Here is a 26,692-nt window from a genome sequence, read left to right as displayed (position 1 = left end):
GACGCGGCTCGATACGCCCTACCGATGACCAGGAGCGACGACTACGCCGACGGCACCGGGACCGACGTGTGCACCGAGCACCGCACCGAACGGCAGCACGTCGACGCTGGTCAGGTCCGGGATACGCGCCATCAGCATGGCTGAGACGTCCTCGGCTCGCTCGGCGCACTGCATATGATGCACAGCCACGACAACCCCGGATTGCGTACCGATGTCGGCCGCCGCGGCAGCTGCCGCGTCCACCAGCTTGCTCAGTGCTTTCGAGGAGGTTCGCGTCTTCTCGCGCAACACCAGCGCACCATCGCTGATGTACAGCACCGGCTTCATCGCCAGGGCCGTACCGAGCAGGGCTGCGGCAGTGCCGATACGGCCGCCGCGGCGCAGGTGATCCAATCGATCGACGACGATGAAACATCTCGACGACGCAGACCTGCGAACAGCATTGTCGTAGACCTCGTCGAGTCCGGCTCCACCCGCTGCGGCATACGCTGCTGCCAGCGCCGGGTAGCCCAATCCCATTCCGGCAGAACCGGAATCGACAACCTTCACCAACGATCCGATCTGCTCGGCGGCCTGCCGCGCAGCCTCCCAGGTGCTCGACAGGCCCCGGGAGATGTGCAGTGCGACGACGCCCGCCCCGCGACTGCGTTCGAGAGCTGCGGCATAGACCTCGGTCAGCTCGCCCGGAGACGCCCCCGCGGTCGTCACCGGCTTTCCGTCGGTCGATTGTTCGGGAATCTCGTCGATACCCTCACGATGGTCGACGCCGTCCACCAACACATGCAGCGGTGCCACCGTGATACCGCACTCGGCGGCTATGGACGCGGGCAGGCAGGACGACGAATCGGTGACGACGGCGACGGTCATGGGTGCCGGATCGCTGCCGCCGCTGCCACCGGTCGCAACACCGTCAGCATTGCGTCGGCCACGGCCACGTGTGCATCCCAACCCCAGTGGATTCCGTCGGGGTTGGCGTTCTCGGACTCGATGTTCGGCCGAACTGCCTCCGCGAGATCGACCATCGGAACACCGTTTTCGTCGCTCCAGGCACGCAGCGCTCGTACCGCGGGCTCGCGCCCCGAATGCACCCGCCCGTAGGCGTCGCACCGATGCACCGACGGATAGGTACCGACGACGGGCAATTCCGGCCGCACGTAGGCCAATGCGGCGCGGGTCTGCTCGAGGTAGTCGACACTCAGTCGCGGCGGAAGCGCCACCGGCCAACCCAGATGCGACAGGACCGGCTGCACCGCTTGATAACCCGCGCGAACGACCCGCCGAAGTGCGGGCGGACGGATGTAGCGGATCTGCTCACGCAACGCGGTCGGTAGCGGCGACGGCAACGAGTCCATGCCGCCGATTCCGAGTACGACGGCACCGGCCCGCGGTATCACCGCCCACACTCGCGGATCCTGGGTCAGAGCCCACCACGCATCGCGGCTCGTCCAGCCGATGCGGGCTACCAGCTCGACATCCCAATCCAGCTCTGCAGCAACGATATTGGGCCACAGCCGAGGATCGTCGACCGGCAGCCCGCCCTCGGGTCCGTAATAGCTCAGCGAGTCCGCCAGCACGAGCAGCACGGGGCGCGCGGCGGCCTCCTCAGAGGACGTCACTGGCCACCCGCGCCGAGGCGTTCCAGACGTCGAGCCGCCAGGACGGGTTGTCACCGGGTCCGTGCGCACCGAGCTGTACCCAGCTGGTGTTGGCGAGGCCGCCGAGCACCGGCCAGCGATCGGTCGGCAGTGCGAGCAACGCTGCGGTCAGGGCAGCGATCAACCCTCCGTGCGCCACGAGCACCAGTGGTCGCTGGTCGCCGTCGGCACCCCACTCGGGGACGCCGCCGAGGAGCTCACGCACCAGCGGCACGCTGCGGTTCGCAACGTCGATGCGACTTTCCCCACCGGGCGGGGCGACGGTTGCGTCGGCACGCCAGGCCGGACGCGCCCCGGGGGCGATGTCGTCCACCTCGGTGTGGGTGAGTCCCTGCCAGTCGCCGAGATGTGTCTCCCGCAGCCGCTCGTCCGTGGACACCGGGACTCCAGCCGCGTCCCCGAGAGCTTCCGCAGTGTCGAGAGCGCGCTTGAGATCGGACGAGACGATGCGGATGGGCGCGCGGACAGCCAATTCGGCCGCAGCCGTCTTCGCCTGACTGCGGCCCAGCTCGGACAGATCGGTATCGAGCTGGCCCTGCATACGGTCGGTGGCGTTGTAGTCAGTCTGACCGTGGCGAAGCAGGATGAGCCGCCGGATCATTGCTCCGGTTCCGGTGCCGGATGCTGACCGAGGCCCGGAACCTCGATCGTCGGGCAGTCCTTCCACAGTCGCTCGAGCGCATAGAAGTTGCGCTCTTCGTTGTGCTGGACGTGCACCACGATGTCGGAGTAGTCCAGCAGCGCCCAGCGGCCCTCTCGGGTACCCTCGCGACGCACCGGCTTGTGTCCGGCCTCACGAAGCTGGTCCTCGATGTTCTCCACGATCGAGTTGACCTGACGCTCGTTGGGCGCGGAGGCGATCACGAAGCAATCGGTGATGTAGAGCTGGTCGGAGACGTCGAGGATCACCACGTCGCTGGCCAGTTTGTCGTCGGCTGCGAGCGCGGCGATACGCGCCATCTCGGCGGCTTCGGCTGTTGCAGTCACTTCGGTGTACTCCCACTCGTATGGCTCGGGTTCGCGGTCACTGCGCTGGTGACCGACCCGGCCGGTTGCTTCTTCTGTGGCGCCGGTTCCGACATGGTGACGGATCCGTCGAGGCGCTGCGCGCCCCGTGGTCGATAGAGGTTCCTCTTCGAGATGTATTGCACGACGCCGTCCGGGACGAGGTACCAGACCGGCCGATTTTCACCGGCACGACGTCGGCAGTCCGTCGACGATATCGCGAGTGCCGGGATTTCCATCAATGTGAGAGTGTCGGCGGGCAACGATCGTAGATGGTTGGCCAGATGATCGACGCCGAGCTCGAACCCCGGCCGCGTCACTCCGACGAACTTCGCGAGCTCGAAGAGCTCCTCCCAGTTCTGCCACGTCAGGATGGACTCGAGCGCATCGGCACCGGTGATGAAGTACAACTCGGCATCGGGGTGCTGCGCTCGAAGATCCCTCAGGGTGTCGACGGTGTAGGTCGACTTCTCCCGGTCGACGTCGACCCGGCTCACCGAGAACCGAGGATTCGACGCGGTGGCGATGACCGTCATCAAGTAGCGATCCTCGGCCGGGCTGACCGACCGGCCCTCCTTCTGCCACGGGGTCCCGGTGGGAACGAAGATGACCTCGTCCAGACCGAACGTGGCCGCCACCTCGCTCGCAGCCACGAGGTGACCGTGGTGAATGGGGTCGAAAGTGCCGCCCATGACCCCCAACCGGAGAGTCGGCGTGGTGTTCGTGTCCTCACCGGGGCCGGATTCGTGCTGCACAACCGACGATTCTACGTCCGTGGCAGCGACGCCGGTTACACGGCTCATACCGGCAACAGTCGTGAGACCACCGTCGCGAGCTGCTGGGCCGACCGACACTCGTGCATCGCAATCACGTCCGCATACACCTTGGCCGCCGAATCACCGGATCCCCACTGAGATTTGGGCTCGGGGTTGAGCCAGTAGGCGTGCTTGGCCACCGAGACGATTCGGGCCAACGCCGGCAGCTTCGGTTCGCGGTAGTTCGTCCGGGCATCGCCCAGAACGAGAACCGAACTGCGGCTGGTAAGGACCTGCGCGTACTTCTCGTCGAATGTCGTCAGAGCATGCCCGTAATCCGAATGACCGTCGTAGGTCACCAGGTCCGCTTCCCGCACGATCCGGCTCATGGCGGCCCCGAGGTCTGCCCCGGAATCGAAGAACCGCGTCACCTCGTCGGTGGAGTCGACGAACGCAAAGATTCGCACCCGGGAGAACTGTTCACGAAGAGCGTGCACCAGCAGCAGGGTGAAGTTACTGAATCCGGCCACCGACCCCGAGACATCGCACAGCACAACCAGTTCCGGCCGGGCCCGACGCGGCTTACGCTCCACCAGATCGATGGGAATACCGCCGGTCGACATGGATTTGCGCAGCGTGCGTCGCAGATCGATGGAGCCGTGCCTGCTTCGACTGCGGCGCACCGCAAGTCGCGAGGCCAGCAACCTCGCCAGCGGTGCGACGTTACGCCGCAATGCAACCATCTCCGCGTCCGAGGCACGCAGGAAATCGACTTCCTCCGCCAGTTTCGGCACGCCGTAGCTCGCTACCCGGTCGCGGCCCAGTTTCTCGGCCGACCGTCGCCTCGTCTCGCTCTCGACCATCTTGCGTAGGTCGGCAATGCGTTGCGCTGCAGTCCGTTTGGCCACCTCGGACTCGTAGTCGTCGGTGGGCCGATCCGGCGTATCGTCACTTCGGCCCAGCAGGCCGTCGAGGATCTTGCGGAGCAGCGTGTCGGGAGCGACATCACGCAACGCCTGATAGGCCGAGAACGACGGCCCGTTCGAGGACTTGTACTGACCGAGCTCTTCGACCATCTGGGCCGCCAGCATCTGGGTCAGTTCGGCCGCCTCCGCCGAGTCGTCCGAGAGCAGTTCGACGATCAGTTCACGCAACGCATCGATATCGACCTCGCCCGTCTCGGTGCGAGGCAGCGCGGTGTCGATCTGCCCCGAATCCCGGGTACCCGATGCCACCGGAAACCACAGGTCGAACAACGCGTCGAACACCCCGCGGTGCGTCGGACGTCTCAGCAGCGCGCAGGCCAGCCCTTCGCGGACCGCTTCTCTGTCCAACAGATCCAACACCGACAGGACGCGTCCGGCATCGACGGTCTCCGACGGCCCCACCGAGATCCCACGCTTACGCAACGCCTCGACGAAGCCGACGAGATGCCCGGGAATTCCGTGTGGGGCGAGCATGTCAGTTCAGCCGCAGTTCGGCGGCGGCGCGCACCTGATCGGACTGATGCTTGAGCACCACTCCGAGCGTCGACCGGACCGCGTCGTCGTCGAGGGTGTCCATGCCGAGGGCCAGGAGTGTGCGACCCCAGTCGATCGTCTCGGCCACCGACGGCAACTTTTTGAGCTGCATCCCTCGGAGCACGCGGACGGTCTTGATCATCTGCTCCGCGATTGCCTCGGGCAGTTCGGGAACGCGGCTGGCCAGGATTCGACGCTCGAGGTCCGCGTCGGGGAAGTCGAGGTGCAGGAACAGGCAGCGGCGCTTGAGAGCTTCCGACAGTTCGCGCGTGGCATTGGACGTCAACACGACGAACGGGGTGCGCTCCGCAGTGATCGTGCCCAGCTCGGGAATGGTGATCGCGAAGTCGCTGAGCACCTCGAGCAGCAGGCCCTCGATCTCGACATCTGCCTTGTCGGTCTCGTCGATCAGGAGCACGGTCGGCTCGGTTCGGCGAATGGCCTGCAGCAGCGGCCGAGCCAGCAGAAACTCCTCGGAGAACACGTCGAGCTTCGTCGAGTCCCAGTCGGCACTCGAGCCGGATTGGATACGCAGGATCTGTTTGGCGTGGTTCCACTCGTACAGTGCCCTCGCCTCGTCGACGCCCTCGTAGCACTGCAGTCGCACCAGTTCGGCTCCGGTCGACTGCGCGACCGCGCGCGCCAATTCGGTCTTGCCGACTCCGGCGGGACCCTCGATCAACAGCGGCTTGCCGAGGCGATCGGCGAGAAAGACCGATGTGGCCGTGGCCTTGTCGGCCAGATACCCCGTCTCGGCCAGACGGGCCTGAACATCGTTCACGCTCGCGAACAACGGTGGTGTCGTCGGTAGGGCACGGTCCACGTCACAACTCCTGGAAGATCGGGTCTGGCGGGTCGAGTGGCTGCAGGCCGGTCAGACGGGTCTGACGTGCCCGTCGCCCCACACCGTCCATTTGGTCGAGGTCAGCTCGGGCAGGCCCATGGGGCCGCGGGCGTGCAGCTTCTGGGTGGAGATGCCGATCTCGGCACCGAAGCCGAACTGCTCGCCGTCGGTGAACGCGGTGGAGGCGTTGACCATCACGGCAGCCGCGTCGACTCGTCGGGTGAATTCGCGCGCAGCACCGATGTCCGACGCGACGATCGCCTCGGTATGGCCGGTGCCGTATCGGTCGATGTGGTCGATTGCCTCGTCGAGGCCGTCGACCACCTTCAGCGCGATGTCGAGCGAGAGGTATTCCTGCGACCAATCGTCGTCGCCTGCAGGAACCAACCCCGGCAGATCACCGTGCACCGTGACGCTGTGCATCTGGAACGCCTGCAACAACCTCGGCACCATGGTCTCGGCGATCGCGGCATCGACCAGCACCGTTTCGGCGGCGTTGCACACGCTCACCCGGCGGGTCTTGGCGTTGAGCACGATCTTCTCGGCCGTCTCCGCGTCGGCGGAGGAATGCAGATAGACGTGGCAGTTACCCACCCCGGTCTCGATGGTGGGAACCGTGGCATCACGCACGACCGCGGCGATCAAACCCGCTCCCCCACGCGGGATCACGACATCGACCAGCCCGCGGGCCTGAATGAGGTGGGTGACCGTCGACCGATCAGCACTGCCGAGCAGTTGTACGGCCGATTCCGGCAGCCCGTGGCTCGTGAGCGCACCCTGCAGCGCCTCGACCAGGGCTGCGTTCGACTGCGCCGCGGACGAGGACCCCCGCAGCAGCACTGCGTTCCCGGATTTGAACGCCAGACCGAACGCGTCGACGGTCACGTTGGGGCGCGCCTCGTAGACCATGCCCACGACGCCCAGCGGTACCCGCATCTGCCTGATCTCGAGCCCGTTGGGGAGCGTCGATCCGCGGATGACCTCGCCGATCGGATCGGGTAGGCCCGCCACCTGCCGCAGCCCGGCGGCAATACCGTCGATGCGCGGAGCCGTCAGCCGCAGCCGATCGAGCAGACCCTCGTCCGTTCCCGCAGCGCGGGCGATCTCGATGTCGGCGGCGTTGGCTGCGAGCACCGGCTCCGCTGCGGCCAGCACGGCGTCGGCCGCGGCATGCAGCAGCGAATCCTTCTCCGCAGTGGTCAGCAACGCCAGTGCACGTGAAGCGACGCGGGCTCGGCGAGCAGCCGAGTGCACGTTCTCGCGCTCGTCGGCAGAGGACGGCACCGAAGCGGCCGAGACGGAAGCAGTCATGCACTACACACTAATAGGGCCGGGGAATGAAGCTGCATCTCCACGTCGTTGCAGCACAGCGTGGACATCGCCGACGTCACCGACGTCGAGACCGACAGACCGGAGGAACCACCTGTGAGTGCCCTGTTCGAGCCCCTGACATTGCGCGAGCTCACCTTTCCCAACCGGGTATGGATGGCACCGATGTGCCAGTACTCGGCCGACGAGACGGGCGAGAACGTCGGCGTCGCGGGCGACTGGCATCGCACCCACCTGGTGAGCCGCGCGATCGGCGGAGCCGGCCTGATCATCACCGAGGCCACAGCGGTCAGCCCCGAGGGCCGAATCAGCCCGTCGGACCTGGGCATCTGGAACGACACACAGGCCGACGCACTGGCCGAGATCGTCACCGAGATCTCGTCCTTCGGTACCGTGCCGGGCATCCAGCTGGCGCATGCGGGCCGGAAGGGCTCGACGGCGGCTCCCTGGCTCGGTGGCACATCACTGCCCGCCGAGGATCCCCGGAGCTGGGAAACCGTGGGCCCGAGCGCCGTACCGTTCGGTCGTTACGCGACACCACGGGAAGCGACAGCCGACGACATCGCAAAGATCGTCGACGATTTTCGTAACGCTGCGCAGCGCGCACTGAAGGCCGGGTTCCAGGTAGCCGAGATACACGGCGCGCACGGATACCTCCTGCACCAATTCCTCTCGCCTGCCAGCAACACGCGCACCGACGCCTACGGCGGCGACTTCGCGGGACGGACTCGCCTGCTGATCGAGGTGGTCGACGCGGTCCGTGAGGTGTGGCCGGCCGAGCTTCCGGTGTTCGTCCGTCTGTCGGCAACGGACTGGCTCGACGAACCCGAGAAGTCCGATGCTGCAGCCGACTTGGAAGCTCCGAGTTGGACCTCTGATCAGACTGTCGCGCTGGCGCAGATACTCACCGAGCACGGCGTGGATCTCGTCGATACGTCCACCGGCGGGAACGTACGCGCCGAGATTCCGGTCGAACCCGGCTACCAGGTGCCGTTCGCACGGCGTATCCAGAACGAGACCACGATGCCGGCCGCAGCGGTGGGGATGATCACCGAACCGAAACAGGCCGAGGACATCGTTTCGCTCGGCGAGGCGACTGCGGTGCTCCTCGCCCGTGAGCTGCTGCGCGATCCGTACTGGCCACGGCGCGCGGCCCGCGAACTCGGAGTGGAGATGGCACCGGCAGTGGCACCGCAGTACGAGCGGGCCTACTGACAGTCACATCACGAGACCGGTCACACCACGAAACCGAGCTTCTTGTCGACGACGTTGCGCAGCTGTTCGCCGCGGAAGTATCGCTGCACGTTGTCGACGAAGACGTCGGCGAGACGACTCTTCCACCCCGACGCGTCCCCGCTCATGTGCGGAGTGACGACCACGTTCTCGGCCGCCCACAGCGGGTGGTCGGCCGGGAGCGGCTCGGTCTCGAAGACGTCGAGCGCAGCCCCGGCGAGGTGTCCCGAATCGAGATGTGTGAGCAGGGCATCGGTGTCGAGTAGCTCGCCGCGACCGACGTTGATCACCCTGGATCCGGGCTTCATCGCGGCCAACACGGAATCGTCGACCAGGCCCCTCGTCTGTTCGGTCAGCGGGGCAACCAGAACCAGGTAGTCGGCCCGCCCTACTTCGTCCACCAGATCATCACTGGCGTACACGGTGCCGAAGTCTCCGTCGCCGCCTCGCGCTGTTCGACCCACACCGGAGACCGACATTCCCACAGCACTCAGCAGAGTCGCGATGGCACGCCCGATTGCTCCGGTGCCCACGATCATCACGTGTGCACCGTCGATGCGTTCGGTCTCGCGGTGCTGCCAGGTGTTCGAATGCTGCAGTGTGCGCGAACGTTCGGAGTCCTTGGCGAACGCGAGGATCTGGGCCAGCACGAACTCCGCGATAGGTCGGTCGAACACTCCACGCGAATTGGTCACGACCACATCGGATTCCACCAGCTCGTCGAACATCAACGAGTCCACGCCGGCAGCGGCGATATGGATCCACTTCAGCGATCCGCAGCGCGGCCACGCGGATTCGACTGCAGGCGAGAAGAAGTCCCACAGCAGCAACGCGTCTGCGCCGTCGACTGCATCCGCCAGGGTGTCGGCCGTGGCGTATCTGACGTCGGCGATCTTCTCGACGGGCTCGAGACCCTCGGGAAGATCGCCGGCGTGCAGAACGACGAGAACCGGTGCCACTTCTACTTCTTGTAGCCTACGAGCTCGACGCCGGACGCAGCGACCTCGTCGTCGTTGTCACCGGGGCACTGGGTGCCGCGCAACGACCGGCCGGCGGTTTCGGGCATCAAAAGGATCGGAACGAACGCGATGGCAGCTGCGATCATCATGTACCAACCCGGGATCAGGTTGGAACCCGTTCGGTCGATCAGGAACGTCAGAATCAGCGGTGCGGTGCCACCGAAGAGCGCCGTCGAGACGTTGTATCCGATGGCGAACGCTCCGTACCGCACCTGGGTGGGAAACAGTGCGGGCAGCGTCGACGACACGCAGGAGCACATGATGACCAGCAACACTCCGAGACCGAGCAGGCCGATGCTCTGGCCGATCAGTCCGGTGTTGATGATCAGCAGAAACAGCGGGACGCTGAATACGAAGTACCCCACGCAGGCGACCAGCAGCAACGGCTTTCGACCCACCCGGTCGGACAGAGCGCCGATGGGGTTGATGATCAACATCATGATGATCATGATGGCCACGAGGGTGAAGTTCGACTGAGTCGTGCTGTGCCCCAACGTGTCGCTGAGGTACGAGGGCAAGAACGTGAGCACCGTGTAGTACGCGATGTTGAGCAGCAGCACGAATCCCATCAGAATCAGGATTCGCTGCCAGTACGTCAGGGTTGCCTTGAGGGAGGTGACTGCTCCACCTGCACCTTCTTCGACCGTGCCGCCGTCTTCCTTGGCCTCGGCGAACACCGGAGAGTCCTCGAGTCGGGTCCGCAACCACAACGCGACGATGCCCAGCGGGAGCGTCACCAGGAACGGGATTCGCCAGCCCCAGGCCTCCATGGTCTCGTCTCCGAGCCCGACGTTGAGCAGGGTGCACAGGGTGGCACCGCCCACCGTGCCTGCGAGGGTGCCGAATTCGAGGAACGACCCGAAGAATCCGCGGCGCTTGTCGGGCGCGTACTCGGCCATGAACACTGCTGCGCCGCCGTACTCACCGCCGGTGGAGAAGCCCTGCACCAGTCGGCAGACGAGCAACAGCAACGGTGCTGCGATACCGATGGTGTCGAACGTCGGCAGCACACCGATCGCCGCCGTGGCCAACGTCATCATCGAGACGGTCAGGACGAGGACCTTCTGACGACCGATTCGGTCGCCGAGCGGGCCGAGCACGATGCCGCCGATGGGGCGAATGATGAACGACGCGGCCAGCACGGCGAACGTGGAGAGCAGACTCGCTCCCCCGTCGTCCGACGGAAAGAAGTTGGCGGCGATGTAGACGGCGAGGTAGCCGTACACCGCGTAGTCGAACCACTCCACGGCGTTGCCCAGTGCGGACCCGCCGATCGCGCGATGCAGAATTTTCGTTTCGTTCGCGCTGAGTGTGTCGGTACTCGGCGGATATCCGGTCGGCGAAGCTGCCGACCCTGAAGTTTCGGTCACGGTCCAATACCTCTCGCTTTATGACAACGTGGAGCGTCGGTTTGGTACTTCGCAGCGTCCGACTTTACGTCGACGCCGGACGCACGTCTCGAACAACCCCCTCTTGGAAAACTAAAGACCAGGTGGCGCAGCGATTCTGGTGGCGATCAACGCGTACGCCTTTGCGCTGTCGGTCAATTGCTGCACGGCGACGGACTCATCCGGCCGGTGCGCCTGGTTTTCGATCTCCCCGGGACCGAGCACGACGGTGCGGATACCCATCTGCTGTGCCACGAAACCACCATCGCACGAAGCCGTCCAGATGTCAGTGAAACCGGCAGATCCGATGTCGCGAACCGATTGCATTGCAGTGGTGACCAATCCATCGTCCGCAGCGGTCAGAAAGCCCGGCATTTCCATCGACACCTCGAGATGTACCTCGATTCCCGAACCGGTGATACCTGCCGCGTCGATCCGCGAACGCAGCTCGTCCACCACCTCCGCAGCGCTCTCATCGGGTAGCAGCCGACGGTCGACCGTGAGCACGCACCGGTCGGCGACCATCGACGTACCGGTGCCTCCTGTCACGGTGCCCACGTTCCAGGTAGCGGGACCGAGTTCGGCGTGTGGATCCTCGTCCAATTCGATCTGCCAGTCCTCGATGACGGCGACGATGCGGGCGGCAGCGGATATCGCATTGGCACCGTTACGCGGACGACCTGCATGAGCCGAATGCCCGCGCACGTCGATCTCGATATTCGCGGCTCCTCGGCAACCGACGATGGTCACCAGGTCCGTCGGCTCGGCCACCACGCAACACTGGAAACGACGGGGTCCCGGGTCGGCGACGAATGCTCGAATACCCAAGCCCGTGTCTTCCTCGTCCACCAGACACGCCAACGTCATCGGGAAGCGATCTGCAAGACCAGCACGGTTCACCGCATCCATAGCGGCCACCACTGCGGCCACTCCCCCTTTCATGTCGCATGCTCCCCGTCCGACCATGCGCCCCTCTCGCACGACCGCGGTGAACGGATCCGTCGTCCAACCGGTGCCCGCCGGAACGACGTCGGAGTGGCCGACGAACAGGACCCCGGGGGTGTCATCGGGTCCGATCGAGGCGATCACGTTCGGTCTGCCGGGAGCGACCTCGATCGTGCGAACGTCGAATCCCAGTGCGCGACATCGCTCCGCGAGTATTTTCGCGCACTTTTCTTCGGTGTCGCCCGGATTTTCACCGCCCGCCTCGATCAACGCGGCTGTGAGAGAAACGATCTCGCTTTCATCCACGGCGTCGAGCAGAGACTGCTGGGCACTCGGAACGGTCATCGCGTGGGGTCGGAGGCGAGCAGATGCTTCGATTTTTCCACCGCGACGGCCAACCGCCTGATGCCTTCCTCGATGCGCTCGGGTGTCGACGAGGCGAAGCACAGCCGTAGCGAATCGTGAAACTTGCCGCCCACCGACAACGCCGGTCCGGGAATGTAGGCAACCCCCTCGGCCAGTGCGGTTTCGAACAGGTCCTGCGTCGAGAAATCGTGGTCGTTTCCACGTAACGTCGCCCACAGAAAGAAGCCCCCGTCGGGATCCGTGGTGGACATCGCGTCACCGAAGTGTGTCGCAATGCTGCTCTGCATCGCCATCTTTCGCGGTAGGTACACCGCAGCCAGCGACCGCAGGTGCTCCTCGAGCAGCCCGCGCCGGATGTACTCGGCCACCATCCTCTGTGCCGGTAGATTCGTACAGGTGTCCATTGCCTGCTTGGCGTTGACGATCAACCGACGCGCTTCGGGGGCCGCGTCCACCCACCCCACGCGCAGACCGGGAGCGATCATCTTCGAGAAGGTCCGCACCGAGAAGATCAGCGGATCGTTCGGACTCAGCGCCCCGAAACTCGGGATCGGGTCCCCCGAGAAACGCAGCAGGCCATAGGGATCGTCGTCGAGAATCACCGAACCCCATCGGTGTGCCAACTCGATCAACAACAGTCGACGCTCGAGTGACAGCGTGACCCCGGACGGATTCTGAAAGTTGGGAATCACGTAGATCATCTTCGGTAGACGCCCGGCTCGCTCGACGAGTTCGGGTAACGCCTCGACGATGAGACCGTCACTGTCCATCGGTGCCTCGAGAATGTCGCCGCCGTAGCTCAACACGGTGGCAGTTCCGTTGGTGTACGTGGGACTTTCGACGATGACCAGATCACCGGGATCGACGAACAGCTTGCAGGCGATGTCGAGACCCTGCATGCCGCCCGAGGTGATGACGACCCGATCCTCGGACGTGGGTTCGCCGACGGACTCGAGATACGCCAACAACGCGTCGAGCAGACCCGGATCACCCTCGGTGGCACCGTAATCGAAGGCGTCCGCTGTGAGCACACTGCCGGCGATCTCGGTGAACGCCGCAGCCGGAACCGTCTCGGCCGCAGGAGATCCCATCGCGAACCTGACGATGTCGTGTTTCTGGGCGGCGAGAAGCGATGTCGACGAGTCGATCACCGATCCCACCAGTTGGTCGGTGCGCAGGGCCCAGGGAATGGCAGGAGTGGAGCCTGCGGAACGACCCGCAGCTGCAGGAGTGGAGCCTGCGGAACGACTCGAAGTAGCAGGAGTGGAGCCTGCGGTGGAGGTGGTCATGTCTCACTCCTTCGTCAGTAGTTCTCGGGGGTATGCGGTGAATGTTTCGACGCCGGTGTCGGTGACTCGGACTGCTTCGGACACCTCGTATCCGTAGTCGTCCATCCACATTCCGCCGATGATGTGAAAGGTCATGTTCTCGGCCAGAACGGTCTCGTCGTCGGTGCGGAGGCTCACCGTGCGCTCGCCCCAGTCGGGGGCGTACGCGACGCCGATCGAGTAGCCGATGCGCGAGGGTTTGTGGAGGCCGTGCTTGGCCAGGCTGGTGTTCCATACCTGAGCCAGCTCGGTTGCGGTGGCCCCGGGGCGGACCGTTGCCAGTACCTCGTTCAGCGCTTCACCGGTGGATTCCGCGAGGTATTTCAGACGCGGACTCGGCTTGCCGAGCACGATCGTCCGAGCCATCGGAACGTGGTACCGCCGGAACACGCCGGCCAGTTCGACGACGGTGGTCTCGCCGCGTACGAACCGTTGATCCGACCACGTCAGGTGCGGAGTGTCCGCTCCGGCCCCGGTCGGCAGCATCGGCACGATGGCAGGGTGATCGCCGCCGAAGTCGGCAGTGCCGCGTACCTGTGCGTTCATGATGGCGGCAGCGGCATCGCACTGCCGTTCCCCTACCGAAATTGCTTGGTGCGCAACAGACATCGCGGCCTCGCACACCGTCGCCGCACCGCGCATCAACGCGATCTCGGCCGGCGACTTGACCACGCGGATCCAATTGACCAACTCGTACGAGTCGGTGAATCGGTACTCGGGTAGCGATTTGACGAGCGCTTCGAAGGCCTTGGGGCTGAAGTAGTACGAGTCCATCTCCAGTCCCACTTGACCGTGCTCGAAGTTGTTGACCAACCCCAACTCTCGTAGCTTGGCGGCTACCCAGACGAACGGGTGGGTGTCTCTGCGCTGAACGAACGTCTCCGGGTATCCGAAGGTGTGGTCCTGCGGCAACCACGACGTACGGAACGCACCGTTGGCATCCATCTCGCGAGCGAAGAAGTACAGCTCGCCGTCCAGCGGCACGTACAGCATTTGCGGGGTATAGAACGAGAGTGCGTTGTAGCCCAGCAGATAGTAGAGATTCGCGGGGTCGGTGACGATCAGCGCAGTCAGGTTCTGCGACGCCATGCGCTGACGGACGGCTGCGAGCCGGTCGGCGTATTCCTCCTCGGTGAACGTGATGGGCGTGCTGTTCGGTACGTCCGGGTAGCGAGCCAGGCCGGGAGCAGCCCGTCCTGGAGTCTGCGCGGGTCCGATTGCGGTGACGTAGGCATCGTCGGATGAGGCGTTCACGGGCACCCCCTTCGGGAGGTCTTTTAGTAGATTGTTGAGAATCAGGCTATCCGCAGGTGCCGGTGGGGAGCAAGGGCTGCCGTGTTAAAGCTGTGTTGCGCCCGAAGGCTCTACCCGGGTGTGGCGAGTACGGATTGCTCGGCCTGCTCGTCGACCATGGCTCGCGTCAGATCGTGCACGGCGGTGTCCATGTGTTCGTGGACGCCCTTCTCGAGCGCATCCCAATCCGATCCCAGCAGCAGATCGACGATCAGCTGATGTTCCTCGACCAGGGCTTCGGGACGGTAGTAAGCAGTTTCGAGATTTGCCATGCAAATGCGTGCCTCGGCCGCCAGCGTGGCGTACATACGAGACATCCGACTGTTCCTCGTGGCCGCTACCAGGGCAGTGTGAAAGGCAAGGTCGCGTTCGGCGAGGCCACGCCAATCCGCCCGATCGATGAACGGCTGCATCTGCATCACGATGGCCGAGAGTTCGTCCGCGGTCTTGATCAGCTGGGCACGATCGCCATGTACCAGAGTCCATGCCGCACCGACCTCGATCGCTGCACGCGACTGGTAGATCTCGGCGACGTCGCCGCTGCTGAGCTCGACGACGAACACACCGCGGTTGCGGTAGCTGACGAGCAGTCCCTCCTGATTCAGACGCTGCAACGCCTCTCGCACGGGGCCACGTGAAATCTCCAGCTCCGCCGCGACATTCGCCTCGTTGATCTGTTCTCCGGGCGCGTAGGACCCGTCGATGATGCGATCGCGAATCTGATCCGCGATCACCATCGACGTGTTGCGTGCGTCGATCGGTGTCAGGCGTCTCGAACCGGGCATGATCAGAACCTTCCTCAGCTGCGGGGAATCGCGAAGTATTTGTACTCCAGAAACTCGTCTATTCCGACTTTCCCGCCCTCGCGGCCGAGTCCCGATTGTTTGACACCACCGAACGGGGCTGCCGGATTCGACACCAGCCCGGTGTTGAGCCCCACCATGCCCACCTCGAGGCGCTCCCCCATTCGCAGAGCCCGATCGATGTCCTGGGTGAACACGTATCCGACCAGTCCCCATTCGGTGTCGTTGGCCAGCGTGACGACCTCGTCCTCGGTGTCGAAGGGAACGATGGCGGCCACCGGTCCGAATATTTCCTGGGACATCAGATCCGATTCGGTATCGACATCGGTCAGGACGGTCGGAGGGTAGAAGTAGCCCGGCCCGTCCGGGGCCGCACCTCCGACGACGGCGCGGGCACCGCGTGCAAGAGCATCGTCGACCAGAGCCTGGACCTTGCCTCGGCCTGCGTCGTCGATCAGCGGCCCCACCTCGGTCCCGTGAGAAGCGCCCGCGCCCACCCTCAGCGCACCCATTCGGTCGGCCAAAGCAACCGAAAAGCGTTGTGCCACACTGCGGTGAACGAAGAACCGGTTCGCTGCGGTACATGCTTCGCCCATGTTGCGCATCTTGGCAACCATGGCTCCGTCGACGGCGCGGTCGAGGTCTGCATCGTCCATGACGACGAAGGGCGCATTCCCGCCCAGCTCCATCGACGTCCGCATCACCGTCGCCGCTGCCTGTTCGAGCAGAATCTTGCCCACCGCCGTGGATCCGGTGAAGCTGATCTTGCGGGCAGCGCCGCTGCTCATCCACGACCCCACGACACCCGACGCATCGGTGGTCGGCACGATGTTGACGACGCCCGCAGGCACCCCCGCCTCGTGCAGAATCTGCACCAGCGCAAGTGCGGTCAGCGGCGTCTGCTCGGCGGGCTTGAACACGACGGTGCAGCCTGCCGCAAGGGCAGGCCCGATCTTGCGAGTTCCCATGGCCAGCGGAAAATTCCACGGCGTGACGAGAATGCAGGGCCCGACCGGCGCGCGGGTGACCACGATGCGGTTCTTCCCGTCTCCGGTCAGGGTGTGATCACCCGAGATGCGTACCGCTTCCTCGGAGAACCAGCGAAAGAACTCGGCTCCGTACGCCACCTCGCCGCGCGCGTCGGCGAGCGGTTTACCCATCTCGGCGGTGATGATCGCAGCGAGCTCCTCCGAGCGGGCCATGATCATCTCGTATGCCGTCCGCAGTATGTCGCTTCGCACTCGCGGTGCGGTGGCCGCCCACTCCGCCGCGGAGTCGACGGCTGCAGCGAGCGCTTTCTCTGCGTCCGCGATACCGCCGTCCGCAACCGTGGCGATGACCTCGCCCGTGGCCGGGTCCACGACGTCGAATCGGGCGTCCGATACCGACGGAGACCACGCCCCACCGATGAAACAATCGGTGGGAGAGGTGATGCGCGGACGCGTGAGGCTGGTGGTCGAGCTGGCGGTCATGGCCGCGGTCCTTTCGTCGAACGTGGATCGAGTATCTGTGCCAGGTGTACGGATGCATCGTCGCCCGAATCACCGGTGAGCTGGCGCACCTGCATGTGACAGCTGAATCCATCGGTCAGAACAGGAGTGTCGGGTTCGGTGGCCCGCAACGCGGGCGCGAGAGCCTGCTCGGCGACATCCATGCTGAGCTCGTAGTGTCGACTCTCGAAACCGAAATTACCTGCTACACCACAACATCCGGTGGCCTCACGTACCGACTCGATGCCCACCGCCGCGAGGGCTCGGCGCTGCGTTGCATCGCCGAAGACGGCGTACTCGTGGCAGTGAGTCTGCACCGTGACCGCAGCCGGCATGCCGCCCGAGGGCTGCCAGCCCGCGCTTGCTTGATCTATCACCGCTCCGGCGAAGCTCTGGACGCGCGCCGCGACCCTCCTCGCCGCGTCTGTGGGGACCAGTTCGGGCATGTCCTTGCGGAACGCGGCCGCGCAGCTCGGTTCGGTCACGACGATCGGTCTGTCGGTACCGTCGTCCAGCGCCGCAACGGCTTTCGTCAGCTGCTTGCGAGCGGACTTCAGCTGACCGGTCGAAATCCACGTCAAACCGCAGCACACATCCGTTCGGCATTCGGTGGTGCGTCCGGAATCTTCGAGAACGCGTTGCGCCGCACCCGCGACCTCGGGGCGAAATCCCTGCGTGAACGTGTCGACGACGAGCACGACATCGGCGTCGCGGCCACCGTCGATTCGGACGGCATCGGCCAGTTCCCTCGACGACGCGAACCGGGGCAATGCGCGTTCGGTCGTCAGCCCACCCAGACGTGCCGCCACTGCCGACACCCGGGGTGTCAGCAGACGATTGAGCAGCGGTGCCGTTCGCTTCGTCACCGCGAGCCATCGAGGCAACCACCCGAGCGAGTAGTGCGAGAGCGGCCGCAGCCGCCTCGCGTAGTGATGGTCGAGGAACTCCGATTTGTACGTGGCCATGTCGACACCGACGGGACAGTCCGAGGAGCAGGCCTTGCACGACAGGCAGAGATCGAGCGACTCCGCAACATCCTTCGAGGCCCATCCGTCGGCCACCGTCGGAGAACTGCGCACCATCTCCTGCAGCACCCGCGCCCGGCCTCGCGTCGAATCCTTCTCGTCACCCGTCGCACGGTAACTCGGACACATGACGCCACCGGTGGTCGTTCTACATTTACCCACGCCCACGCAGGATTGGGTGGCATGGACGAACGGGTCCAGATCGGGTCGCGACCCTATCTGGTGCAAATCGAAGCTGGTCTTCCACTCCCGGGCCGGGATGCCCTGAAGCATCAGGTTGTCCATCAGGGGTTCGGGGTCGGTGATGGATCCTGGGTTCAGGATTCCCGCGGGGTCCCAGATGCGCTTGAACCGGGAGAAGGCGTCGAGCATGCGAGGGGAATACATGACCGGCAACAACTCCGAGCGCGCGCGGCCGTCACCGTGCTCGCCCGAAAGACTGCCGCCGTGCTTGACGACGACGCGCGCGGCAGCGCGCAGGAAGTCGTACATCACTCGTCGTCCGGCGTCGGTGCGTTGGTCGAAGGTGATCCGTACGTGCATGCAGCCGGCACCGAAGTGTCCGTACATCACTCCGGTCAAGTCGTGTTCGGCCAGTAGCGAATTCAGGTCCGCGAGATACGCCGACAAGTTTTCCGGTGCCACGGCGGCGTCTTCCCAACCGCCCCAGGACTCGACTCCACTCGCCAGGCGCGTCGCCAAACCGGCACCGTCCTCGCGCACCCGCCACAACGCTGCGCGATCGGCCGCATCGGTCACGATACGACCCTCCTTGACGCGCCCGAGCCGACCGAGCGCCTCGAGCAACCGAGATGCCTTGTCCTGCACCTCTGTCGCATCGGCCCCGTCGAGGTCGACGTACAACCAGGCATTGCCTGCAGGGAGCCCTCGTACCGAGTCCGGTCCGCGGCGATACTCCATCGTGCCGGCGATGTTGTCGTCGATTCCTTCGACGGCGGCGGGTGAGAACTCGAGAATGGTCGTCACGTCCGCCGCGGCGGCCACCACGTCGTCGTATCCGAGACACAGCAGCAGTGCGGCTGGGGGTACGGGCACGACGGCGACGGTCACCGACACGATCACCGCGCAGGCACCTTCGCTTCCGACGAGTGCGCGGGTAACGTCGAAACCGTTCTCCGGCAACAGATGCGAGAGGTGGAATCCCGATACCTGACGCGGGATGCGACCCAACTCGACCCGCAGGAGGGCCAGGTTGTCGGACACCAGCGAGCGCAGCTCGTTCGAGATACGTTCGGCTGCAGCGACAGCCGCCGAGTCCTGGGTTCGCAGCGCCTGCACACCACTGCGGGTGACTCGCAGCAGGTATCCGTCGGCGGTCACCACGTCCATGGCCACCGTGTGGTCGGCGGTGCGTCCGTACCGCACGGAGTGGTTACCGCACGCGTCGTTGCCGACGGCTCCGCCCACCGTCGCGCGGGTCTTGCTGGACGGATCGGGCGCAAAGGTGAAGGCACCGTCGGTCCGCGTCACCAGCTGACGTTGCAACTCCGAGATGACGATTCCGGGCTCGACGACGGCAGTCCTGGACTCGGTGTCGACCGAGAGCACCCGGTTCATGTGGCGCGAGAAGTCGAGGACGATCCCACGGCCGATTGCGTTGCCCGCCATGGAGGTACCGCCGCCACGCCCGATGACGACAACGTCGGCGGCGGCACACAGCGACACGACCGTAGCCACTTCGTCGGCGCTGCGCGGAAAGACGACAGCGGCCGGTGGGACTCGGTAGTTCGATGCGTCGTAGGAGTATTCGGCCAACCGTCGAGACGAATCGTCGACGTCGATGCCCAGTCTTCGCACTCGCTGTACGAGTGCGGGCACCTCGGAGCGAACAGGGGCTGCTGTCACAGCACGTTCTTCAATGTCCGCGACAACGCGTCGAGTCCGTACGTCATCTCGTCGTCGCTCACGATCAGTGCGGGAATGATGCGAACCACGTTGCCGAGCGCACCGCAGGTGAGCAACAGCAGCCCTTCGTCGATGGCACCCTGTTGCACCCGCAGAGCAGCGGCGGCGTCGGGATTGCCCGAGCTGTCTACGAATTCGAGCGCCTGCATCAATCCGAGCCCCCGAGCATCACCGATGGCCGGGTGCTGTTCCTTCAGCGCGAGAAGGCCGTCGAGGAGAACTCGGCCCTGCGCTGCCGCGTTGTCGACCAGCCCTTCCTCGCGCACGACGTCGAGGGTTGCGACTCCCGCCGCAGCAGCGACGGCATTGCCGCCGTAGGTTCCGCCTTGAGACCCCGGCCATGCCTTCCCCATCAGCTCTGCCGAGGCGGCGATCGCCGAAATCGGGAACCCGCTGGCGAGTCCCTTTGCGGTGATGAGGATGTCGGGAGTGATCGACGAGTGCTGATGGCCCCAGAACGTTCCGGTGCGTCCGACTCCGGCCTGCACCTCGTCGACGATCAGGACGATGCCGTGGGTGTCGGCGCGTTCGCGCAAGCCCTCGAGGAATGCAGGGGGCGTGGGGAGGTATCCGCCGTCGCCCAGCACGGGCTCGATGATGAACGCAGCCGTATCGGCGGGGCTGGACATCGTCATCAACAGGTAATCGAGTTCCTTCAGCGCGAAGGCGACTGCGGTGTCCATGTCCCATCCGTACCGAAATGCATACGGAAACGGTGCGATGTGCACCCCACCCATGATCGGCGAGAATCCCGATCGGAACTTGGTTCCCGCCGTGGTGAGCGATGCAGCCGCCACCGTTCGCCCGTGGAAGCCGCCGTGGAATGCAACGATGTTCGGTCGACCGGTTGCCATGCGCGCCAATCGGATCGACGCCTCGACTGCCTCGGATCCCGAGTTCGCGTAGAACACACTGTCCAACCCGGCAGGCAACACTTCTCCGAGCTTGTCGGTCAGCGCGAGCAGAGGCTGATGCATGACGGTCGTGTACTGGGCGTGGATGATCTTGCCCACCTGTTCGCGAGCTGCCTCGACCACGCGGGGATGGCAGTGACCGGTGCTGGTGACGCCGATGCCGGTGGTGAAGTCGAGGTACTTGCGCCCGTCGGTCCCGATGATCCAGCTGCCCTTTCCGTGGTCGACGACGATCGGGGTCGCCTGCTTGAGTGCGGGGCTGAGGTGGGTGCGAGTCGACGCTGTCATGGACGCCATCGTCACCCACCGATTCCGGATTGTCAACAATCTGCAATTGTGAATTCCGGGCGGGATCGACCCGTTCGGTCGAGCCGAGAGCGATAGGGTTCGGTCGTGTCCGCATCGAACCCCCGCTCGAGCAGCCCGCGCATCGTCGTACTGGGCAGCATCAACATGGACCTGATCACTCGGACCCCCGCCCTGCCCGAACCGGGCGAAACCGTGTTGGGGACCTCGTTCGACACCGCACCCGGCGGCAAAGGTGCCAACCAGGCGATCGCGGCGTCGAAGTCGGGAGCTCGCGTGAGCTTCGTCGGGGCGGTCGGGGACGACGAATTCGGGCCGACACTGCGGCACACCCTCACCAGCGCAGGCGTCGACGACCATGCTCTGCGAACCGCAGCAGGAGCGTCCGGTATCGCCGCCATCACCGTCGACGACCGAGCCGAGAACAGCATCGTGGTCGTCGCCGGAGCCAACGGCGGTGTACACGAGCTCACCGACGACGACCTGGCAATCATCGACGAGGCCGATATCCTGCTGTGTCAGTTGGAGATTCCCCTCGAGACCGTACTCGCCGCGTTCGAGTACGCACACTCCCGCGCCGTCGTGACGATGCTCAACCCGTCCCCCGTCCAGGATCTGCCCGACGCTCTCGTTGCGGCCACCGACGTCCTGGTGGTCAACGAGGCCGAGGAAGCGCGCATCGGGAGTCGAGTGAAGAACATAGAACATGTGGTCACCACGCTGGGCGCACGAGGCGCGAGATATCGCGGCTCGGAATCGTTCGAGGTACCCGCGCCGAAGGTCGAGGCGGTCGACACCACCGGAGCGGGTGACGCATTCGCCGGAGCACTCGCGGCATCCTGGTCGAGCGGACCCCGCGCTGCCATCCAATGGGCCGTCGCCGCAGGTGCTTTCGCTGCGACGGGAGCCGGCGCGAGCGCGTCCTCGGGAACGAGGGCCCAGATCGAATCCCTCCGCGGTGCGGACGCGCGATGAGTGCGTACGACCCGACCGAGCTCCGCCTGCTGCGCCGCGCACGCGATCGAATGGATCGCGATTTCGCGAAACCGCTCGACGTCCCGTCACTCGCCAGAACCGCGCTGATGTCCACTGCACATTTCAGTCGCCGGTTTCGGGAGGCCTACGGCGAGACGCCGTACGCGCATCTGATGACACGACGGATCGAGCGCGCCAAAGCGCTGCTGCGACGCGGAGACGTCACGGTCACCGAGGCGTGCTTCGCCGTCGGCTGTACCAGTCTCGGGTCGTTCAGCTCGAGATTCACCGAGATCGTGGGCGAGACACCGAGCGCCTACCGCGCCCGCGATCATCGTGGCAGCCACGCCGTACCCAGCTGCACCGCGATGGTTCTCGGACGCCCGATGCGAGGGCCCACATCCCCGACGGCGGCGGTGACCGAGCCGAGCAGAATCGAAGAAGCATCTGCGGCCGGGGCGTCCTAGCCTTCATCCATGACACTTTCACTGAGCCACGTTCACGTCTACACCGACGACCCCGATGCCTCGGTAGCGTTCTACCGGGACGCTCTCGGACTCGAGGTCAAGAGCGAGGTGGCCAACGACGGCTATCGCTGGATCACGCTGTCCACCAGCGAACAACCCGAGATCGAGGTCGTGTTGTCGCAGCCGCACGCGGGCCGTTCTCGGGAACTGGGCGATCAGCTCGCCGCGCTGCTGGCCAAGGGCGAGTTGCCGGGACTACTGTTCCGCGCCGACGACCTCGACGCCGCGTTCGAGCGGATCCGCGCGGCGGGTACGGGCGAGATACTGCAGGAGCCGACGAGTCAGCCCTGGGGTGCCCGCGATGCCGCGTTCCGTGACCCGGCCGGAAACATGGTGCGCGTCAGCCAAGCCTGAAGTGTGGCGCCCGCCTCGACTACAGAGCCGAGGCGAGCGCCAGACCGCCACCGCACGCGAGTACGGACGCCACCAGTGTGCCGATCGCGTTGACGGCGGCGTCGACCCGACGGCCCTGCTGCAGTAACCGCACGGTGTCCACGGTCGAGGTACTGAAGGTGGTGTAGCCCCCACAGAACCCGGTTCCGAGAACTGCCTGCGCATCGGTGGAGCCGGCGCGCAGCATCACCCAGCCGGCCAGCAACCCGAGCAAGAACGAGCCCGAGATGTTGATACCGACGGTTGCCCACGGGAAGCTCGTGCGCGAGCTCAGCCGTGACTTCACCTCCGCATCGACGAAGAATCGCGCGACCGACCCGAGCGCGCCGGCCAGGATCACCAGGGCCGCGATCATCGGATCACTCTGTTGGCGAACATGATTCCGGCTCCGGCCGCCACAACTCCCAACACCACACTGACGACGGCGTATGCCGACGCCAGTCCGGTGAATCCGCCCCGGACACCCTCGACCGTTTCGAGGGCGAAGGTGCTGTACGTGGTGAACGCGCCACAGAACCCCGAACCGCCGAGCAACCGGAGCCGACGCCGTCCACCCGTATCGGCACCACTGCGCAGCAGCGACTCGAGCAGCAACCCCAGCACGAACGCACCGACGATGTTGATTCCGAAGGTGGCGAGAGGCCACTGCGACGTCGTGTGCGGGAGACGTTCCTCGATCGCATAGCGAGCAGCAGTGCCTGCCGCGCCGCCGACGAATACCGTTGCCAAGGCCGCGAGGTTGCGATGCGATGCCGGGTCGCTCACCGCCGGCTCTGCTCTCTGTCGTACCGATGCTGCACGATGAACAGTATGACGACAGCGACGCACGCGACCGTAGGCAACTTGCGCGAAGACGCCGAAAGGCTGCTGCGTGAGCTCGCCGGCCCCGAGGCGGTGTTGCGTGAGGACCAGTGGACGGCAATAGAAGCGCTGGTCGTGCACCGTCGGCGGGCGTTGGTGGTCCAGCGGACCGGTTGGGGTAAGTCGGCTGTCTACTTCATCGCCGCGAAACTACTGCGCGCCCAGGGTCTGGGACCGACGGTCATCGTGTCGCCACTGCTGGCGTTGATGCGAAACCAGGTCGCCTCTGCGCAGCGCGCCGGGGTGCGGGCGGCGACCATCAACTCGGGCAACATGACCGAGTGGGACGAGATCCATCAACAGGTGAACTCGGGCGAGCTCGACGTGCTGTTGGTCAGCCCCGAGCGCCTGAACAATCCCGACTTCCGCGACCAGGTGCTGCCGTCGTTGGCCGGTGACGCCGGCCTGGTCGTGGTCGACGAGGCCCACTGCGTCTCCGATTGGGGACATGATTTCCGGCCCGACTACCGGCGGATCCGAACCCTCATCGCCGAACTGCGCGACGGCATACCCGTGCTGGCCACCACGGCGACCGCGAACGACCGGGTGGTCGACGACGTCGCCGCCCAACTCGGGGTCGGCGGCGGAGACACCCTGGTCCTACGCGGCGGACTCGCACGAGACTCACTACGGATGTCGGTGGTGCGGATCGAGAACGCCACCGAGCGCGCAGCGTGGCTCGGCGATCACCTGAAGACCCTGCCGGGCTCCGGAATCATCTACACGCTGACGGTCTCGGCCGCCAAGGATCTCGCCGCGCTGCTCACCGACCAGGGCCACGTCGTGGCGTCGTACACCGGTCAGACCGACCCCACCGAACGCGAATCACTCGAAGCCGACCTACTCGCAAACCGGGTCAAGGCGCTCGTCGCGACCTCCGCACTCGGCATGGGGTTCGACAAACCCGACCTCGGCTTCGTCGTGCACATGGGGGCACCGTCCTCGCCGATCTCCTACTACCAGCAGGTCGGTCGCGCCGGCCGCGCCACCGAACGCGCCGACGTCGTACTACTCCCCGGCCACGAGGACCGGCAGATCTGGAGCTATTTCGCCTCCGTCGCATTCCCGCGGGAACATCTCGTGCGACAGGTCATCGAGGCACTCGATACCGACAAGGCTCAGTCGACCCAAGCTCTCGAGCCACTGGTCGAGCTCAATCGCAGCAGGCTCGAGATGGTGCTCAAGGTCCTGGACGTCGACGGGGCCGTCAGACGCGTCCGTGGCGGTTGGATGGCCACCGGTGAGTCGTGGACGTACGACGCGAGCCGCTACGAACGCCTCGAGCAAGCCAGGGACCGTGAGCAGCAGGCGATGCTCGACTACCAGAGCACCGATGGGTGCCGGATGGAATTTCTTCGTCGGCAGCTCGACGACCCCGATCTCGGCGCACCCGGCACCGAGTCCGACCGTTGCGGCCGATGCGACAACTGCACGGGCGAGCATCTCTCGTCCGCGGTCGATGCCACGTCGGTCGACTCTGCGAGGGCCCGGCTCGATCGCCCCGGACTCGATCTCCAGCCCCGAAAGCAGTGGCCCAGTGGGATGAAAAAGCTCGGTGTATCGCTCTCGGGCAAGATCGGCAACCCGCACCGACCGGGTCGCGTTCTCGGCCGCCTCACCGACCTCGGGTGGGGTGGACGCTTGCGAGCCCTGCTGGATGCACCCGACGCTCCCGTCACCGAGGCGCTGGAGAAGGCCTGCATCTCGGTGCTGGCCAACTGGGACTGGGCCGACCGCCCGACCGCCGTGCTGGCCCTCGACTCCCCCACCCACCCGCTGCTGGTGCGCTCGGTAGCCGAGCGCCTGGCAACCGTCGGGAAGCTGGAGAACCTGGGAGTGATGCAGGTCAGACCGGGACATCCCCCGGTATCGGCCGCGAATTCGGCCTTCCGAGTTGCCGGCCTGGTGGACTCGTGGGAGGTTCCGGACGTATCGTCCGTAGACGGGCCGATTCTGCTCGTCGATCTGCTCACCGACACCGGCTGGACGTTCACGTGTGCAACCGCAGCACTGCAGGCTGCGGGAGCGGATGCGATCCTCCCCTTCGCATTGGCAACGCCCAAATAGGGCATAGCGGCAACGCCGAACCAGGGCCTTCTCGGAATGCGAGTTTGAAAACGCGCCAGATGGGTACCGCCAGCCGATCCCGAAATATGTGAGCACCATCACAATTGGCGGTTAACCAGGCAAAGCATGTCCGATTCGGGCGTCGATTCTCCGACGCACTCGATATGCTCCCGCCTCCTTGTTACGGTCGTATTTCCTATGAAGCCTGCATTGCTGAGAGGTACCCCGCTCACTGCGCCGGACGCAGTGAAGTTTCGCAAGCCACAGATCTCCGACGGAGTCCGGCTCTGGGAGATCGCAAGAGATTCACGAGTTCTGGATCTGAACTCCAGCTACTCGTACGTGTTGTGGTGCCGAGATTTCGCGGCCACCACCGTCGTATCCGACATCGACGGCCGCGCAGTCGGTTTCGTCACCGGATACATCCGCCAGGACGCCCCTCGAACGCTGTTCGTGTGGCAGGTCGCCGTGGATGCGGACCAGCGCGGCAAGGGACTTGCCGGTCGCATGCTCATGGAGCTGCTCGACCGCCTCGAGCCACAGGGCATCACGCACCTCGAAACCACGATCAGCCCGGACAACGAAGCGTCCATCGCAACCTTCACCAGCCTCGCACGCAAGCGAGGTACCGACATCGTCAAGTCGGATTTGTTCGCGCCCAACGATTTCCCTGATAGCCACGAAGCAGAAGAGCTCTACACCGTAGGCCCGGACGCATCGCGGAA

The 26,692-nt window shown here is 65.2% G+C and carries 24 protein-coding genes and 1 pseudogene; 6 read left to right on the top strand and 19 right to left on the bottom strand.

What is annotated here, in order from left to right; genetic code table 11:
- Positions 1-18: 18 nt before the first annotated feature.
- From RFA01S_RS21140 to RFA01S_RS21105, 8 genes are all read right to left on the bottom strand, one after another.
- Positions 19-867 (bottom strand): DegV family protein, encoded by an 849-nt coding sequence (locus RFA01S_RS21140; protein ID WP_032389259.1) that lies wholly within the window; start codon positions 865-867, stop codon positions 19-21.
- Positions 864-1,616, bottom strand: a complete 753-nt coding sequence (octT, locus tag RFA01S_RS21135; RefSeq protein ID WP_027497527.1) for a diglucosylglycerate octanoyltransferase — start codon at positions 1,614-1,616, stop codon at positions 864-866. The genes RFA01S_RS21140 and octT overlap by 4 nt, the downstream gene beginning before the upstream one ends.
- Positions 1,603-2,256, bottom strand: coding sequence for a histidine phosphatase family protein (locus RFA01S_RS21130; protein ID WP_027497528.1), 654 nt, complete (start codon positions 2,254-2,256; stop codon positions 1,603-1,605). Before RFA01S_RS21130 ends, octT begins: the two co-directional genes overlap by 14 nt.
- Positions 2,253-2,642 (bottom strand): ribosome silencing factor, encoded by a 390-nt coding sequence (rsfS, locus tag RFA01S_RS21125; protein ID WP_027497529.1) that lies wholly within the window; start codon positions 2,640-2,642, stop codon positions 2,253-2,255. Before rsfS ends, RFA01S_RS21130 begins: the two co-directional genes overlap by 4 nt.
- Positions 2,639-3,352, bottom strand: a complete 714-nt coding sequence (gene nadD, locus RFA01S_RS21120; protein ID WP_027497530.1) for a nicotinate-nucleotide adenylyltransferase — start codon at positions 3,350-3,352, stop codon at positions 2,639-2,641. The genes rsfS and nadD overlap by 4 nt, the downstream gene beginning before the upstream one ends.
- 107 nt (positions 3,353-3,459) lie before the next feature.
- Entirely contained in the window at positions 3,460-4,875 is a 1,416-nt protein-coding gene (locus tag RFA01S_RS21115) for a vWA domain-containing protein (protein WP_032406754.1), read from the bottom strand.
- Between the two features lies 1 nt (position 4,876).
- Entirely contained in the window at positions 4,877-5,758 is an 882-nt protein-coding gene (locus RFA01S_RS21110; protein ID WP_027497532.1) for an AAA family ATPase, read from the bottom strand.
- 51 nt (positions 5,759-5,809) lie between these two features.
- Complete coding sequence (locus RFA01S_RS21105) at positions 5,810-7,090, bottom strand: glutamate-5-semialdehyde dehydrogenase (RefSeq protein WP_032374433.1); 1,281 nt, start codon at positions 7,088-7,090, stop codon at positions 5,810-5,812.
- Positions 7,091-7,204: 114 nt separating this feature from the next.
- On the opposite strand from RFA01S_RS21105, the gene RFA01S_RS21100 reads away from it, so the two are divergent.
- Positions 7,205-8,323 (top strand): NADH:flavin oxidoreductase/NADH oxidase, encoded by a 1,119-nt coding sequence (locus tag RFA01S_RS21100; protein ID WP_032406844.1) that lies wholly within the window; start codon positions 7,205-7,207, stop codon positions 8,321-8,323.
- Positions 8,324-8,343: 20 nt separating this feature from the next.
- On the opposite strand, the gene RFA01S_RS21095 is transcribed toward RFA01S_RS21100, so the two are convergent.
- The 9 genes from RFA01S_RS21095 to RFA01S_RS21055 form a co-directional block, all read right to left on the bottom strand.
- Positions 8,344-9,300: a D-2-hydroxyacid dehydrogenase gene (locus RFA01S_RS21095; RefSeq protein ID WP_032406755.1), complete on the bottom strand. Its 957-nt coding sequence runs from the start codon at positions 9,298-9,300 to the stop codon at positions 8,344-8,346.
- Positions 9,301-9,302: 2 nt separating this feature from the next.
- Entirely contained in the window at positions 9,303-10,730 is a 1,428-nt protein-coding gene (locus tag RFA01S_RS21090; protein WP_045841267.1) for an MFS transporter, read from the bottom strand.
- A 111-nt stretch (positions 10,731-10,841) separates the two neighbouring features.
- Positions 10,842-12,038, bottom strand: a complete 1,197-nt coding sequence (locus RFA01S_RS21085; RefSeq protein ID WP_032406756.1) for a M20 family metallopeptidase — start codon at positions 12,036-12,038, stop codon at positions 10,842-10,844.
- On the bottom strand, positions 12,035-13,348 hold the full coding sequence (locus tag RFA01S_RS21080; protein WP_032382747.1) for an aminotransferase-like domain-containing protein: 1,314 nt from the start codon (positions 13,346-13,348) through the stop codon (positions 12,035-12,037). Before RFA01S_RS21080 ends, RFA01S_RS21085 begins: the two co-directional genes overlap by 4 nt.
- A gap of 3 nt (positions 13,349-13,351) precedes the next feature.
- Entirely contained in the window at positions 13,352-14,530 is a 1,179-nt protein-coding gene (locus RFA01S_RS21075; protein ID WP_027497539.1) for a M24 family metallopeptidase, read from the bottom strand.
- 221 nt (positions 14,531-14,751) lie between these two features.
- Entirely contained in the window at positions 14,752-15,465 is a 714-nt protein-coding gene (locus RFA01S_RS21070) for a GntR family transcriptional regulator (protein WP_027497540.1), read from the bottom strand.
- Positions 15,466-15,479: 14 nt separating this feature from the next.
- The gene (locus RFA01S_RS21065) at positions 15,480-16,955 is read right to left on the bottom strand and encodes an NAD-dependent succinate-semialdehyde dehydrogenase (RefSeq protein WP_032406757.1); all 1,476 of its coding nucleotides are present in this window, start codon (positions 16,953-16,955) and stop codon (positions 15,480-15,482) included.
- Entirely contained in the window at positions 16,952-19,864 is a 2,913-nt protein-coding gene (locus tag RFA01S_RS21060; protein WP_052060564.1) for an FAD-binding and (Fe-S)-binding domain-containing protein, read from the bottom strand. Before RFA01S_RS21060 ends, RFA01S_RS21065 begins: the two co-directional genes overlap by 4 nt.
- The gene (locus tag RFA01S_RS21055; protein WP_032406846.1) at positions 19,861-21,126 is read right to left on the bottom strand and encodes an aspartate aminotransferase family protein; all 1,266 of its coding nucleotides are present in this window, start codon (positions 21,124-21,126) and stop codon (positions 19,861-19,863) included. Before RFA01S_RS21055 ends, RFA01S_RS21060 begins: the two co-directional genes overlap by 4 nt.
- 105 nt (positions 21,127-21,231) lie before the next feature.
- Between RFA01S_RS21055 and RFA01S_RS21050 the strand changes: the two genes are divergently transcribed.
- From RFA01S_RS21050 to RFA01S_RS21040, 3 genes are read left to right on the top strand one after another with little or no spacing between them, the layout of a single operon-like run.
- Positions 21,232-22,119: a ribokinase gene (locus tag RFA01S_RS21050; RefSeq protein ID WP_072692169.1), complete on the top strand. Its 888-nt coding sequence runs from the start codon at positions 21,232-21,234 to the stop codon at positions 22,117-22,119.
- The gene (locus RFA01S_RS21045) at positions 22,116-22,586 is read left to right on the top strand and encodes a helix-turn-helix transcriptional regulator (RefSeq protein ID WP_032368193.1); all 471 of its coding nucleotides are present in this window, start codon (positions 22,116-22,118) and stop codon (positions 22,584-22,586) included. Before RFA01S_RS21050 ends, RFA01S_RS21045 begins: the two co-directional genes overlap by 4 nt.
- Positions 22,587-22,595: 9 nt before the next feature.
- Positions 22,596-23,000, top strand: a complete 405-nt coding sequence (locus tag RFA01S_RS21040; protein WP_027497546.1) for a VOC family protein — start codon at positions 22,596-22,598, stop codon at positions 22,998-23,000.
- A gap of 19 nt (positions 23,001-23,019) precedes the next feature.
- Here the strand turns inward: RFA01S_RS21040 and crcB are convergent, their stop codons facing one another.
- The gene (gene crcB / locus RFA01S_RS21035) at positions 23,020-23,394 is read right to left on the bottom strand and encodes a fluoride efflux transporter CrcB (RefSeq protein ID WP_027497547.1); all 375 of its coding nucleotides are present in this window, start codon (positions 23,392-23,394) and stop codon (positions 23,020-23,022) included.
- A complete protein-coding gene (locus RFA01S_RS21030; RefSeq protein ID WP_081371380.1) occupies positions 23,391-23,804 on the bottom strand; it encodes a FluC/FEX family fluoride channel in 414 nt (137 codons plus the stop codon). Before RFA01S_RS21030 ends, crcB begins: the two co-directional genes overlap by 4 nt.
- Positions 23,805-23,849: 45 nt before the next feature.
- Between RFA01S_RS21030 and RFA01S_RS21025 the strand changes: the two genes are divergently transcribed.
- Both RFA01S_RS21025 and ectA read left to right on the top strand, forming a co-directional pair.
- Positions 23,850-25,967, top strand: coding sequence for a RecQ family ATP-dependent DNA helicase (locus RFA01S_RS21025; protein ID WP_032399928.1), 2,118 nt, complete (start codon positions 23,850-23,852; stop codon positions 25,965-25,967).
- Between the two features lie 126 nt (positions 25,968-26,093).
- A pseudogene (gene ectA / locus RFA01S_RS28225) lies at positions 26,094-26,666 on the top strand (diaminobutyrate acetyltransferase); the annotation flags it as partial.
- Positions 26,667-26,692 lie beyond the last annotated feature (26 nt).

This window comes from Rhodococcoides fascians NBRC 12155 = LMG 3623, from assembly GCF_001894785.1.
GTDB classification, from domain to species: Bacteria; Actinomycetota; Actinomycetes; order Mycobacteriales; family Mycobacteriaceae; genus Rhodococcoides; species Rhodococcoides fascians.
Note: the sequence above shows the minus strand (reverse complement) of the source record. Positions and strands in the feature narration are given on the sequence as shown.